This is a genomic window from Pseudomonas sp. GW822-FHT06D10 (assembly GCF_058799535.1).
Genome location: NZ_JBXALN010000009.1, coordinates 67,106 through 80,533 on the forward strand (window position 1 = coordinate 67,106; position 13,428 = coordinate 80,533).

Annotated in this window: 10 protein-coding genes; 4 read left to right on the forward strand and 6 right to left on the reverse strand. The window is 65.4% G+C overall.

Annotated elements, in window-relative coordinates; genetic code table 11:
* Nucleotides 1–19: 19 nt before the first annotated feature.
* The gene (locus AC1RL5_RS26335) at nt 20–352 is read left to right on the forward strand and encodes a YnfA family protein (RefSeq protein ID WP_011062607.1); all 333 of its coding nucleotides are present in this window, start codon (nt 20–22) and stop codon (nt 350–352) included.
* A 36-nt stretch (nt 353–388) separates the two neighbouring features.
* Here the strand turns inward: AC1RL5_RS26335 and AC1RL5_RS26340 are convergent, their stop codons facing one another.
* From AC1RL5_RS26340 to mnmC, 5 genes are all read right to left on the reverse strand, one after another.
* Nucleotides 389–616, reverse strand: a complete 228-nt coding sequence (locus AC1RL5_RS26340; protein ID WP_011062606.1) for a YheU family protein — start codon at nt 614–616, stop codon at nt 389–391.
* An 84-nt stretch (nt 617–700) separates the two neighbouring features.
* Complete coding sequence (locus AC1RL5_RS26345) at nt 701–1,885, reverse strand: osmoprotectant NAGGN system M42 family peptidase (RefSeq protein WP_015636583.1); 1,185 nt, start codon at nt 1,883–1,885, stop codon at nt 701–703.
* 126 nt (nt 1,886–2,011) lie between these two features.
* Nucleotides 2,012–3,757 (reverse strand): N-acetylglutaminylglutamine synthetase, encoded by a 1,746-nt coding sequence (gene ngg / locus AC1RL5_RS26350; RefSeq protein WP_011062604.1) that lies wholly within the window; start codon nt 3,755–3,757, stop codon nt 2,012–2,014.
* 3 nt (nt 3,758–3,760) lie between these two features.
* Nucleotides 3,761–5,533 carry an N-acetylglutaminylglutamine amidotransferase gene (locus tag AC1RL5_RS26355; protein ID WP_072450652.1) on the reverse strand — a complete coding sequence of 591 codons (1,773 nt, stop codon included), beginning with the start codon at nt 5,531–5,533 and terminating at the stop codon, nt 3,761–3,763.
* A 203-nt stretch (nt 5,534–5,736) separates the two neighbouring features.
* Nucleotides 5,737–7,713: a bifunctional tRNA (5-methylaminomethyl-2-thiouridine)(34)-methyltransferase MnmC2/FAD-dependent 5-carboxymethylaminomethyl-2-thiouridine(34) oxidoreductase MnmC1 gene (gene mnmC, locus AC1RL5_RS26360; RefSeq protein ID WP_093407790.1), complete on the reverse strand. Its 1,977-nt coding sequence runs from the start codon at nt 7,711–7,713 to the stop codon at nt 5,737–5,739.
* 149 nt (nt 7,714–7,862) lie between these two features.
* Here mnmC and pap point away from each other — a divergent pair, with 149 nt between their 5' ends.
* The 3 genes from pap (at nt 7,863) to AC1RL5_RS26375 (ending at nt 11,780) form a co-directional block, all read left to right on the forward strand.
* Nucleotides 7,863–9,386, forward strand: a complete 1,524-nt coding sequence (gene pap, locus AC1RL5_RS26365; RefSeq protein WP_072450650.1) for a polyphosphate:AMP phosphotransferase — start codon at nt 7,863–7,865, stop codon at nt 9,384–9,386.
* Nucleotides 9,387–9,488: 102 nt separating this feature from the next.
* Nucleotides 9,489–10,673 (forward strand): thiolase family protein, encoded by a 1,185-nt coding sequence (locus tag AC1RL5_RS26370; protein ID WP_072450649.1) that lies wholly within the window; start codon nt 9,489–9,491, stop codon nt 10,671–10,673.
* Between the two features lie 147 nt (nt 10,674–10,820).
* Nucleotides 10,821–11,780 carry a DMT family transporter gene (locus tag AC1RL5_RS26375; protein WP_019093385.1) on the forward strand — a complete coding sequence of 320 codons (960 nt, stop codon included), beginning with the start codon at nt 10,821–10,823 and terminating at the stop codon, nt 11,778–11,780.
* A 73-nt stretch (nt 11,781–11,853) separates the two neighbouring features.
* On the opposite strand, the gene AC1RL5_RS26380 is transcribed toward AC1RL5_RS26375, so the two are convergent.
* Nucleotides 11,854–13,248 carry a class II fumarate hydratase gene (locus tag AC1RL5_RS26380; protein ID WP_011062598.1) on the reverse strand — a complete coding sequence of 465 codons (1,395 nt, stop codon included), beginning with the start codon at nt 13,246–13,248 and terminating at the stop codon, nt 11,854–11,856.
* Nucleotides 13,249–13,428: the final 180 nt, after the last annotated feature.

Here is a 13,428-nt window from a genome sequence, read left to right on the forward strand (position 1 = left end):
AATCCTGACGAGTTCCTGCATGCTCAATTACCTGTGGTTCTTCCTCGCCGCGTTGTTTGAAATCGCCGGCTGCTATGCGTTCTGGATGTGGCTGCGTCAGGGCAAGAGTGCCTTGTGGGTGATTCCCGCGCTGGTCAGCCTGACCCTGTTCGCCCTGTTGCTGACCAAGGTCGAGGCCACCTACGCCGGGCGCGCCTATGCCGCCTACGGAGGCATCTATATCGTCGCTTCGATTGGCTGGCTGGCAGTGGTGGAGCGGGTGCGGCCCCTGGGTTCGGATTGGCTGGGGCTGGCGCTGTGCGTGATCGGGGCCAGTGTGATTCTGTTCGGCCCGCGCTTTTCCAATGGCTGAATAACCCGGCCCAGAGAAGCTGGGCCGGGGGCAGGGTCAGTCGAATAGCTCCTTGGGCACATCGTGCTTGAGCATCAGTTGGCACTGTTCGCTGTCCGGATCGAAGACGATCACCGCCTGGCCCTTGGTCAAGGCCTGGCGCACCCGCAGCACACGGGTCTCCAGGGGCGTTTCATCACCGTTGTCGGTGCCCTCGCGGGTTACGAAGTCCTCGATCAGGCGGGTCAGGGTGTCGACTTCAAGTTGGTCGTGGGGAATCAGCATGGGGGCCTCCGGCAAACAATCCGGGATCCTACTGCGCCCGGGGCCGTGCCGCCAGCCAGGGCGTGCACAAACTCCGGGGCGGGTTCAGGATTTCTGCCCCACCAGGCTGTCCACCGAGGGCACCCGGGTATCGCTTTCCATTTGTGCATCGTGCTCCAGTTGATGGCTGAAGCGGTCCAGTGAGCCCTGGGCCGGTTGCGCGTCGCTGGCAAATACCGGCGGGCTGAGGATGTAGGCCCCCAGCAGGCGGCTGAGTGCCGCCAGGCTGTCGATATGAGTGCGCTCATAGCCGTGGGTGGCGTCGCAACCGAAGGCCAGCAGCGCAGTGCGGATGTCGTGGCCGGCGGTGACCGCCGAATGGGCGTCGCTGAAGTAGTAGCGGAACAGGTCGCGACGCACCGGCAACTCGTGTTCGCCGGCCAGGCGCAGCAGGTGGCGGGACAAGTGATAGTCGTAGGGGCCACCGGAGTCCTGCATGGCCACGCTCACCGCATGTTCGCTGGAGTGCTGGCCCGGGGCGACCGGGGCAATGTCGATGCCGACGAACTCGCTGACGTCCCAGGGCAGGGCCGCTGCTGCACCACTGCCGGTTTCTTCGGTGATGGTGAATAGCGGATGGCAGTCGATCATCAGCGGCTCGCCGCTGTCGACTATGGCCTTGAGCGCGGCCAGCAGCGCGGCGACACCGGCCTTGTCGTCCAGGTGCCGGGCGCTGATATGGCCGCTTTCGGTGAACTCGGGCAAGGGGTCGAAGGCAACAAAGTCACCCACGCCTATCCCCAGGGATTCGCAGTCGGCGCGGGTGGTGCAGTAGGCATCCAGGCGCAGCTCGATGTGGTCCCAACTGATGGGCAGTTCGTCCACCGCGGTGTTGAAGGCGTGCCCGGAGGCCATCAGCGGCAGGACGCTGCCGCGCAACACGCCGTTGTCGGTGAACAGGCTGACTCGGCTGCCCTCGGCAAAGCGGCTGGACCAGCAGCCCACCGGGGCCAGGGTCAGGCGGCCGTTGTCCTTCACCGCGCGCACGCTGGCGCCAATGGTGTCCAGGTGCGCCGAGACGGCCCGGTCCGGGCTGTTCTTCTGGCCCTTGAGGGTGGCGCGAATGGTGCCGCGACGGGTCAGCTCGAAGGGGATGCCCAGTTCTTCCAGGCGTTCGGCGACATAGCGCACGATGGTGTCGGTAAAGCCGGTGGGGCTGGGAATGGCGAGCATTTCCAGGAGGACTTTCTGCAGGTAGGCGAGGTCGGGTTCGGGAATCTTGCGGGTCATGGAAACTCCTGATGAGAAACGGCCATCGATGGTTTCGATGAGGGCATGGATGGAGGGCCAGGGGGCGCCTTCGCTGCCAAGCCGGCTCCTACCAGTGAGGGTAGGAGCCGGCTTGCCGGCGAAGGATCACGGCGCCGGTTGGCTGTGGGGAAACAGCAGGTCGACAAAACGTTCGGCGGTGGGTTGCGGTTCGTGATTGGCCAACCCGGCGCGTTCGTTGGCTTCGATGAACACGTACTCGGGCTGATCCGCCGCCGGCACCATCAGGTCCAGGCCCACCACGGGAATGTCCAGGGCACGGGCTGCGCGGATGGCGGCGTCGGCCAGGGTCGGATGAAGGATGCCGGTGACGTCTTCCAGAGTGCCGCCGGTGTGCAGGTTGGCGGTGCGCCGTACAAACAGCCGCTCCCCGGCGGCCAGTACGCTGTTGTAGTCGTAGCCGGCGGCGTGCAGGGTGCGCTGGGTCTCCTGGTCCAGGGGGATTTTGCTCTCGCCGCCGGTGGCCGCCTGGCGGCGACGGCTGCGGGCTTCGATCAGCGCGCCGATGGAGTGCTGACCATCACCGATGATTTCCGCGGGACGGCGGATAGCCGCTGCCACCACTTCAAAGCCGATCACCAGGATGCGCAGGTCCAGGCCTTCGTGGAAGCTTTCCAGCAATACCCGGCTGTCAAAGCGGCGGGCGTGGTCGATGGCCTTTTGCACCTCTTCGATGGTCCGCAGATCCACCGCCACGCCTTGTCCCTGTTCGCCATCCAGGGGCTTGACCACCACCCGCTGGTGCTCGTCGAGAAAGCCCAGGTTGTCATCGGCGTTGCCCGCCAGTTGCTGCGCCGGCAGGTTCAAGCCAGCACCCTTGAGCACTTTGTGGGTCAGGCTCTTGTCCTGGCACAGGCTCATGCTGATGGCGCTGGTGAGATCGCTCAGCGATTCCCGGCAGCGTACCCGGCGACCGCCGTGGCTGAGGGTGAACAGCCCGGCGTCGGCGTCATCCACCTGCACATCGATGCCCCGGCGATGTGCTTCCTCGACGATGATCCGCGCATAGGGGTTGAACTCCGCCTGGGGCCCGGGGCCGAGGAACAGCGGCTGGTTGATGCCGTTCTTGCGCTTGATGGCGAAGGTCGACAGGGTGCGAAACCCGAGTTTGGCGTAGAGGTTCTTGGCCTGGCGGTTGTCGTGCAGCACCGACAGGTCGAGGTAGCTCAGGCCGCGGCTCATGAAGTGTTCGATCAGGTGGCGCACCAGCACTTCGCCGACGCCCGGGCGACTGCAGTCGGGGTCCACTGCCAGGCACCAGAGGCTGCTGCCGTGTTCCGGGTCCTGGTAGGCCTTGTGGTGATTGAGGCCCATGACGCTGCCGATCACCGCGCCGCTGTCTTCGTCCTCGGCCAGCCAGTACACCGGCCCGCCTTGATGGCGCGGGGTCAGCAGTTGCGGGTCGATGGGCAGCATGCCGCGGGCCTGGTACAGCTGGTTGATGGCTTGCCAGTCGGCTTCGCTCTGGGCGCGACGGATGCGGAAACCGCGAAATACCCGAGTGGCCTGGCGGTAATCGCTGAACCACAGGCGCAGGGTATCGGAAGGGTCGAGGAACAGTTGCGCCGGCTCCAGCCCCAGCACTTGTTGTGGTGCCGCCACGTACAGGGCGATGTCGCGCTCGCCAGGTCGCTCGTTGAGCAACTCCCCGGCCAGGCTGGTGGGGTCGGGAAAGGTATGGCCGATCAGCAGGCGGCCCCAACCGCAATGTACCGCGATCGGTTCGCACCCGGGTTCGCTGCCGTCTTCGGCGAAGCGCGCCTGCAGGCGTTCATAGGACGGCGCCTGGCCGCGCAGCAGGCGTTGGCTGTAAGCCGTGGCGTGAGCTTTCATCGGTCAGATTCCTTGTTCGCTGAGCCACAGGTTCAATGCCGCCAGTTGCCACAGCTTGGAGCCGCGCAAGGGCGTCAACTGGCCCTGGGGATCGGTCAGCAGGCGGTCGAGCATGGCCGGCTTGAACAGGCCGCGATCCTGGCTCGGGTCCAGCAGCAGTTCGCGTACCCATTCCAGGGTCGCGCCCTGCAAGTGCTTGAGGCCCGGCACTGGGAAGTAGCCTTTCTTGCGGTCGATCACCTCGCTGGGGATCACCAGCCGCGCAGCTTCCTTGAGCACCTGCTTGCCGCCGTCCGGCAACTTGAAGCGCGCCGGCACCCGGGCCGAAAGCTCCACCAGGCGGTAGTCGAGGAACGGCGTGCGCGCCTCCAGGCCCCAGGCCATGGTCATGTTATCCACACGCTTGACCGGGTCATCCACCAGCATCACCGTGCTGTCCAGGCGCAGGGCCTTATCCACAGCTGCGTCGGCGCCGGGCTGGGCGAAATGCTCGCGGACAAAATCCCCGGCGGCATCGTTGGCGGTCAGCCACTGCGGTTGTACGGTGGCCGCGTAGTCGTCGTAGCTGCGGTCGAAGAAGGCCGCACGGTAGGCCGCGTAGGGGTCGCTGGCGCCGTCCACCTGCGGGTACCAGTGGTAGCCGGCAAAGAGTTCGTCGGCGCCCTGGCCGCTTTGCACTACCTTGCAGTGCTTGGCCACTTCCCGGGACAGCAGGTAGAAAGCGATGCAGTCGTGGCTGACCATCGGCTCGCTCATGGCCCGAAAGGCCGCGGGCAACTGTTCGATGATTTCACGTTCATCGATGCGCAACTGGTGATGCCGGGTGCCGTAGTGCCGGGCAATCAGGTCGGAGTACTGGAACTCGTCGCCCCGCTCGCCACCGGCGTCCTCGAAGCCGATGGAGAAGGTCGACAGGTTGTCCACCCCCACCTCTCGCAGCAGGCCCACCAGCAAGCTGGAGTCGACACCGCCAGACAGCAGCACGCCCACATCCACCGCTGCCCGTTGGCGGATGGCCACCGCTTCACGGGTGCTGTCCAGCACCCGGTCACGCCAGTCTTCCAGAGTCAGGTTGGTTTCGTCGGCACGGGGGCCGTAGGGCAGGGTCCACCAGGTCTGCTGCTCGGTGCGACCGTCGGCCTCGATACGCATCCAGGTGGCCGGCGGCAGTTTTTCGATGCCTGCCAGCAGGGTTCGCGGTGCTGGCACCACGGCATGGAAGTTCAGGTAGTGGTTGAGCGCCACGGGGTCGAGCAACGGGTTGATGTCGCCACCTTTGAGCAACGCCGGCAGGGCCGAGGCGAAGCGCAGGCGCTGGCCGGTGCGCGACAGGTACAGCGGCTTGACCCCGAGGCGGTCGCGGGCGATGAACAGGCGCTGGGCATCGCGCTCCCAGATGGCGAAGGCGAACATGCCGTTGAGCTTGGGCAGCAGGTCCGCGCCCCAGGCGTGGTAGCCCTTGAGCAACACCTCAGTGTCGCCGCCGGAATAGAAGGCATAACCCTTGGCTTCCAGTTCGGCGCGCAGTTCGGGGAAGTTGTAGATCGCGCCATTGAAGGCCAGGGACAGGCCCAGTTGGTTGTCGACCATGGGCTGCGCCGAGCCGTCCGAAAGGTCCATGATTTTCAGCCGTCGATGGCCGAGGGCAATCGGGCCCTGGCTGTGAAAGCCCCAGGCGTCCGGGCCGCGAGGGGCCAGGTGGTGGGTGATTCGTTCAACCGCTGCCAGGTCGGCAGGTTGATGATCAAAGCGTAATTCGCCAGCTAGTCCGCACATAAGTCCTTACCGGTTTTTCCGTTGGGGAGAGTCAATCTGCCGCCGTCAAAAGGGCGGCTACCTGGAAACTGACCTGTGCGTAACTTGGGAGTTTTAGATCGATCGGTTATAAGCAGTTGAGTGGGGCCGGACGGTTGGATGTAGTGCTTGGTGCTGGCCAGCGGCCATTGGCGGCGCTGGAAAGTCAGCGCCGCCGCTCTGCTTCAGGCCTTGCCGCGAATCAGGCGACGCAGGGCAAAACGGTTCGGATGGCAGGCTTCGGCCACGCTTCTGGGCAGGGGCAGGGGCTCGTTTTCCAGCCAGGCGGCCAGCAGCTCGCCGGACAGCGGCGCGGTGATCAGCCCACGGGAACCGTGGCCACTGTTGATGTACAGGCCGTCGAGCCAGGGGCAGGGCAGGTCCGGCACTTGGCGCGCATCCTTGCCCAGGGCGGCGTAGGTTTCGGCAAAGGCAAGCGGGTCCGCCAGGGGGCCGACGATGGGCAGGTAGTCCGGGCTGGTGCAGCGAAAGGCCGCGCGGCCTTGCAGGCTGTCCAGGGGCAGTTGCTCGGCACCCAGGCGGTGCAGCAGGTCGCTGGAGATTTCCCGCAGCATCTCCAGGTTGCCGGCATGCTCGGCGCTGGTGGGGGTCAGGTCCTGGCTCTTGAAGTCGAAACTGGCGCCCAGGGTGTGTTCACCCAGGCGCGCGGGGGCGACGTAGCCTTCGGCGCAGACCACCGTGGCCAGGCTCTGGCTTTGTGCGGTCTGGGGCAGGCGGGTGATCTGCCCGCGAATGCGCTTGAGGGGCAGGTCGGCGCTGGCCGGGAAGCGCTTGATCTCGGCCGCACCGGCGAGGATCACCACCGCGGCGCTGGCCAGCATCCGGTCGCCGTCCCAGGCTTGCCATTGCTCATCGACCCGGTGCAGTTCCAGGACTTCCCGGTGTGCCAGGACCTGGATCCGCGGGTGGCTGGCCTGCCATTGGCACAGGGCCGGCGGATGCACCCAGCCACCTTCGGGGTAGAACAGGCCTCCGTGCTCAAGGCCGATACCGGCCCGGGCCTGGGCTTGGGGTTGGTCCAGCAGGTGCAGCAGGTCGGCGGGAAAGGCCGCGGCCAGTTGGGCCTGGCGTTCGGCTTCCTTGGCGTTGAAGGCCAGTTGCAGCACGCCGCAGCCATCCCAGTCCTGGCCGCGCTGCAGGTGCTCCAGTTGGCGCCGGGTATAGCCGAAGCCGCTGAGGATCATCTGCGACAGAGCGGTGCCGTGGGCCGAGAGCTTGAGGTAGAGCACGCCCTGGGGATTGCCCGAGGCCTCCCGGGCCAGCTCTGCATGACGCTCCAGCAATTGCACCTGCCAGCCGCGGGCGGCCAGGCTGGCGGCGCTGGCACAACCGGCCAGCCCGCCGCCGATCACCAGGGCGGTCTTCTCTCGCAGTGCGGGGCGGGCGAACCAGGGCCTGGCCCTGGCCGGCGCCGGCGCATCCTCCGGCCAGCCGAGGAACTCGCCTCGCAGTACCTCCCATTTGTGGCCGATGCCCGGGGTACGTTTCATCTTGAAGCCGGCACTGTTCAGCAGCCGGCGCACCCAGCCGGTGCTGGTGAAGGTACTGATAGTGGAACCTGGGGCGGCCAGGCGCGCCAGTTCGGCGAAGAGCTCGGCGGTCCACATGTCGGGGTTCTTGGCCGGTGCGAAACCGTCGAGAAACCAGGCATCGACCTGGGCGTCCAGTTGCGGCAGTTGCTCCAGGGCATCGCCGATCAGCAGGGTCAGGGTCACTCGCCCGCCCTCCAGCACGATGCGCTGGAAGCCGCCATGCACTGCCACGTACTGCTCAAGCAGCGGTGCACAGAGGCTCGCCAGTTCCGGCCACAGGGCCAGGGCCCGTTGCAGGTCGGCAGGGCTCAAGGGGTACTTTTCCACACTGACGAAATGCAGCCGGGCACCGGTCGGGGCCTGTTGCTGGAACAACTGCCAGGCGCAGAGAAAGTTCAGCCCGGTGCCGAAGCCGGTTTCACCGATAACGAAGCGTTCGCCATCGGCCAGGGCGGCAAAGCGCTGGCCCAGGCGGTTCTGTTCGATGAACACGTGGCGGGTTTCATCCAGGCCCGATTCGCTGGAGAAGTACACATCGTCGAAGACCCGCGAGCGCGGGCGTCCTTGGTCGTCCCAGTCGAGCTGGGCGTGGGGCAGTTCAGGGATCATGTTCGGCTCATGTTGCGCAAGGCGGCCATTCTAGCCCATCGCGCCGGCGGCGCTTGATCCATGGCAAGGCGCTGCAGGTTCGGGGGATTTGTTTTCCCTGGCCGAGGTCGATCCGCTAGTCTTGGAAAATTCTTGGAAGGGAGCCACCCATGTTCGAATCCGCTGAAATCGGTCACGCCATCGACAAAGAAACCTACGATGCCGAGGTGCCGGCGTTGCGCGAGGCCTTGCTCGAAGCCCAGTTCGAACTGCGCCAGAAGGCGAACTTTCCGGTGATCGTGCTGATCAACGGGATCGAGGGTGCGGGCAAGGGCGAGACGGTCAAGCTGCTCAACGAATGGATGGACCCGCGGCTGATCGAGGTGCGCACCTTCGACCAGCAGACCGACGAGGAACTGTCGCGGCCACCGGCCTGGCGCTACTGGCGGATGCTTCCGGCCAAGGGGCGCATGGGGGTGTTCTTCGGCAACTGGTACAGCCAGATGCTGCAGAGCCGGGTCCATGGCGAGATCAAGGACCCACGCCTGGACCAGGCGATCAACGGCGCCGAGCGCCTGGAGAAGATGCTCTGCGATGAAGGCGCACTGATCTTCAAGTTCTGGTTCCACCTGTCCAAGAAACAGATGAAGGCCCGCCTCAAGGCGTTGCAGGACGACCCGCTGCACAGCTGGCGCATCAGCCCGCTGGACTGGCAGCAGTCAGAAACCTACGACAAGTTCGTCAAGTACGGCGAGCGCGTGCTGCGCCGCACCAGCCGCGACTATGCGCCCTGGCACGTGATCGAGGGCGTCGATCCGCATTACCGCAGCCTTACCGTGGGGCGGATTCTCCTGGAAGGGCTGCAAAGCGCGCTGAACCGCCAGCCGCTGCGAGCCACCCAGGTCAACGCGGCGCCGCTGCCTCCGGCGGTGGATCAGCTCAGCCTGTTGGACAGCCTGGACATGACCCAGCACCTGGACAAGGACGACTACGAAGAACAACTGATTACCGAACAGGCGCGCCTGGCCGGCCTGCTGCGGGATAAGCGCATGCGCAAGCACGCCCTGGTGGCGGTGTTCGAAGGCAACGACGCGGCGGGCAAGGGCGGGGCCATCCGCCGGGTTGCGGCGGCCCTGGACCCGCGCCAGTACAGCATCGTGCCGATTGCCGCGCCCACGGAAGAGGAGCGCGCCCAGCCCTATCTCTGGCGTTTCTGGCGGCATATCCCGGCCCGGGGCAAGTTCACCATCTTCGATCGTTCCTGGTACGGCCGGGTGCTGGTGGAGCGCATCGAGGGCTTCTGCAGCCCTGCCGACTGGTTGCGGGCCTACAGCGAGATCAACGACTTCGAGGAGCAGTTGGCCGATGCCCGGGTGATCGTCGTCAAGTTCTGGCTGGCCATCGACAAGGACACCCAGCTGGAGCGCTTCCAGGCCCGGGAGGAGATTCCCTTCAAGCGTTTCAAGATCACCGAGGACGACTGGCGCAACCGCGACAAGTGGGACGATTACCGCGCTGCCGTCGGCGACATGGTCGACCGCACCAGCACCGAGGTGTCGCCCTGGACTCTGGTGGAGGCCAACGACAAGCGCTGGGCCCGGGTCAAGGTTCTGCGCACCATCAATCGCGCGCTGGAAGCCGCGTTCGAGCGCTCGGACAAGCACGACAAGAAAGACAAGAAAGACAAGAAGTAGGTCGATGGTCGCGCATACGCCCAGTGAATGATTGTCGCGGCGGGACAGGAGGGGGATCTATGCTCGATGCTCTTCCTGCCGCCAACAACAATGAGGTGCGTCATGCGTGAAGTGGTGATCGTCGACAGCGTACGGACTGGCCTGGCCAAGTCCTTTCGGGGCAAGTTCAACCAGACCCGTCCGGATGACATGGCCGCCCACTGCGTCAATGCGCTGCTCGCCCGCAACGGCATCGACCCGGCCAGTGTCGAGGACTGCATCGTCGGCGCCGGTTCCAATGAAGGGGCCCAGGGTTTCAACATAGGGCGCAACGTCGCGGTGCTCTCGGCCCTGGGCACCGGTACCGCGGGGATGACCCTCAACCGCTTCTGTTCCTCGGGCCTGCAAGCGATCGCCATCGCCGCCAACCAGATCGCCTCCGGCTGCAGCGACATCATCGTGGCCGGTGGCGTCGAATCCATCAGCCTGACCATGAAGAGCGTCAACACCGAAAACCTGGTCAATCCGCTGCTCAAGGAGCAGGTACCGGGCATCTACTTCCCCATGGGCCAGACCGCCGAAGTGGTGGCCCGGCGCTACAGTGTCAGCCGCGAAGCCCAGGACCGCTACTCCCTGCAAAGCCAGCAGCGTACCGCCCTGGCCCAGGCCGCCGGCCTTTTCAGCGACGAGATCGTGCCGATGACGGTCAAGTACAAGGTCGAGGACAAGAACACCGGTGAGGTGCAGATCCTTGATGGCGTGGTGGACCGCGACGATTGCAACCGCCCCGACACCACCCTGGAAAATCTCGCGGCGTTGAAGCCGGTGTTTGCCGACGACGGTTCGGTGACGGCGGGCAATTCCTCGCAGCTGTCCGACGGTGCTTCGATGACCCTGGTGATGAGCCTGGAGCGGGCCCTGGCCCTGGGGCTCAAGCCCAAGGCGTTCTTCCGCGGCTTTACCGTGGCCGGCTGCGAGCCGGACGAGATGGGTATCGGCCCGGTGTTCTCGGTGCCCAAGCTGCTCAAGGCCAAGGGCCTGAGCGTGGCTGACATCGATCTTTGGGAGCTCAATGAAGCGTTCGCTTCCCAGTGCCTGTATGCCCGCGACCGCCTGGAGATCGACAACGCCCGTTACAACGTCAATGGCGGCTCGATCTCCATCGGCCACCCGTTCGGCATGACCGGCTCGCGTCAGGTCGGGCATCTGGTGCGCGAGCTGCAGCGGCGCAACCTGCGCTATGGCATCGTCACCATGTGCGTGGGCGGCGGCATGGGGGCCACGGGGTTGTTCGAGGCGGTACGCTAGGTTTCGCTTCGTCGGCAAGCCGGCTCCCGTGGGGCCGGTTTGCGACCTGCACAATCCCGTTTGCGCTTTGTCGCCAACTGTCTCTGTGTCGGCTGCCGGCGCGGGCCTAGTATGTGAGCCTTGCTCGTAAGGCCTTGTGGGGTTCGCATGCACGTCTCGTCCGGTCGCTGGGTCTATGGTCTGTTCCTGGCCTTATTGACCGCGCTGTTGTGGGGCATCCTGCCCATCAAGCTCAAGCAGGTACTGCAAGTGATGGACCCGGTCACCGTGACCTGGTTTCGCCTGACGGTGTCCGGTGGCTGCCTGCTGGCCTACCTGGCGGCGGTGGGGCGCCTGCCGCGCTGGCGGGTGCTGGGGCCCAAGGGTATCTGGCTGGTGCCGATCTCGGTCTGTGGCCTGGTAGGCAATTACGTGCTGTACCTCATGGGCCTCAATCTGTTGAGCCCGGGCACCGCGCAACTGGTGGTGCAGATGGGGCCTATCCTGCTATTGATCGCCAGCCTGTTCGTATTCAAGGAGCGGTTCAGTCTCGGCCAGGGCCTGGGGCTTCTGGTGCTGCTGATCGGCTTTGGGCTGTTCTTCAATCAGCGCCTGAGCGAACTGCTGACTTCCCTGAGCGACTACACCGCGGGGGTCCTGACCATTCTTGCCGCTTCCGCGGTCTGGACCTTCTACGCCCTGGGCCAGAAGCAACTGCTGAGCGTGTGGAATTCCCTGCAGGTAATGATGGTGATCTACCTGTTCTGCGCCTTGTTGCTCACCCCTTGGGCTCACCCGCTGGAGGCGCTGGAATTGAACCCGTTGCAGGGTTGGCTGTTGCTGGCGTGCTGCCTCAATACCCTGATTGCCTATGGCGCCTTTGCCGAGGCTCTGGCCCATTGGGAAGCGTCGCGGGTCAGCGCGACCCTGGCCATTACGCCGCTGGTGACCTTTGTCGCGGTGGCTTGGGCAGCCTGGCTCTGGCCCGAGTATGTGCAGGCCGAGCAGATCAATGGCCTGGGCTATGGCGGGGCGCTGCTGGTGGTGCTGGGGTCGGCGCTGACGGCACTGGGTCCGTCGTTGATGGCGGGGTTGCGAGCGCGGCGGCAGCGGATCGCGGCGGGCTGAGCTTCGCTGGCGAGCCAGCTCCTGCAGTCGGGTTGTGGCAGGAGCTGGCTCGCTAGCGAAGGCGACTGCGGTCTTACCCCTGCTTCCCGGCCTCCAGCATGTTTTCCGGGCGGACCCAGGCATCGAACTGTTCATCGGTCAGGTACCCGAGTTCCAGCGCCGCCTCGCGCAAGGTCAGGTTCTCGGCATAGGCCTTCTTGGCGATCTCGGCGGCCTTGTCGTAGCCGATATGGGTATTGAGCGCGGTCACCAGCATCAGCCCGCGCTCCAGGTGCGCGGCCATCTGTTGCGGGTCGGGCTCCAGCCCGGCGATGCAATGGTGCTGGAAGTTGCTGCAGCCATCGGCCAGCAGGCGGATCGATTGCAGCAGGTTGTGGATGATCACCGGCTTGAACACGTTCAGTTGCAGGTGGCCCTGGCTGGCGGCAAAGCCGATGGTCACATCGTTGCCCATGACCTGGCAGGCCAGCATCGACAGGGCTTCGCACTGGGTCGGGTTGACCTTGCCGGGCATGATCGAGCTGCCGGGCTCGTTGGCGGGCAGCTTGACCTCGGCCAGGCCTGCCCGTGGCCCCGAGCCCAGCAGGCGCAGGTCGTTGGCAATTTTCATCAGGCACACGGCGAGGGTTTTCAGGGCGCCGGAAAGGCTGGTCAGCGGTTCATGGCCGGCCAGGGCGGCGAACTTGTTCGACGCCGTGACGAAGGGCAGGCCCGAGAGCGCCGCCAACTCGGCGGCGATGGCCTCGCCGAAACCGTGGGGTGAGTTGAGCCCGGTGCCTACCGCGGTGCCGCCCTGAGCCAGTTCGCAGACGGCCGGCAAAGCGCTGCGGATGGCGCGCTCGGCGTACCCCAGTTGGGCGATGAAGGCCGAGATTTCCTGGCCGAAGGTAATGGGTGTGGCGTCCATCATGTGGGTGCGACCGGTCTTCACCAGCTTCATGTGCCGCGCCGACAGCTCGGCCAGGCCGCCGGAGAGCTCGGTGATCGCTGGCAGCAACTGGAACTGCACGGCTTGGGCCGCCGCAATGTGCATGGCAGTGGGGAAGCAGTCGTTGGAGCTTTGCGAGCGATTGACGTGGTCATTGGGGTGCACCGGCGTCTTGCCGCCCCGAGGGTTGCCCGCGAGCTCGTTGGCCCGTCCAGCCAGCACTTCGTTGACGTTCATGTTGCTTTGGGTACCGCTGCCGGTCTGCCACACCACCAGAGGGAACTGGTCGTCATGCTCGCCCGCGAGCACTTCGTCGGCGGCCTGTTCGATCAGGCGGGCGATATCGGCAGGGATGTCGCCGTTGCGGTCGTTGACCCGCGCCGCGGCTTTCTTGATCAGGGCCAGGGCATGCAGCACCGCCAAGGGCATGCGTTCGTTGCCGATGGCGAAGTTGACCAGCGAACGTTGGGTCTGCGCGCCCCAGTAGGCTTCTTGCGGGACTTCAACCTGGCCCAGGCTGTCGGTTTCGATTCGGTTCATCGTGGCAATCCTCCTAGTCTGACAGGCCAGTTTAGGCCGTGATCCGCGGCTCGGGTTCCATGCCGGGGGTTTTTCCCCGCCATGGCCGAGCAAAATGGGGGGCCGGTCGGCGTGGGGTTGAGGGACGCGGATTAATAGGCGCAGAATGGGCGCCCTTGGGGTTCTACCTCGCCTGCTAGA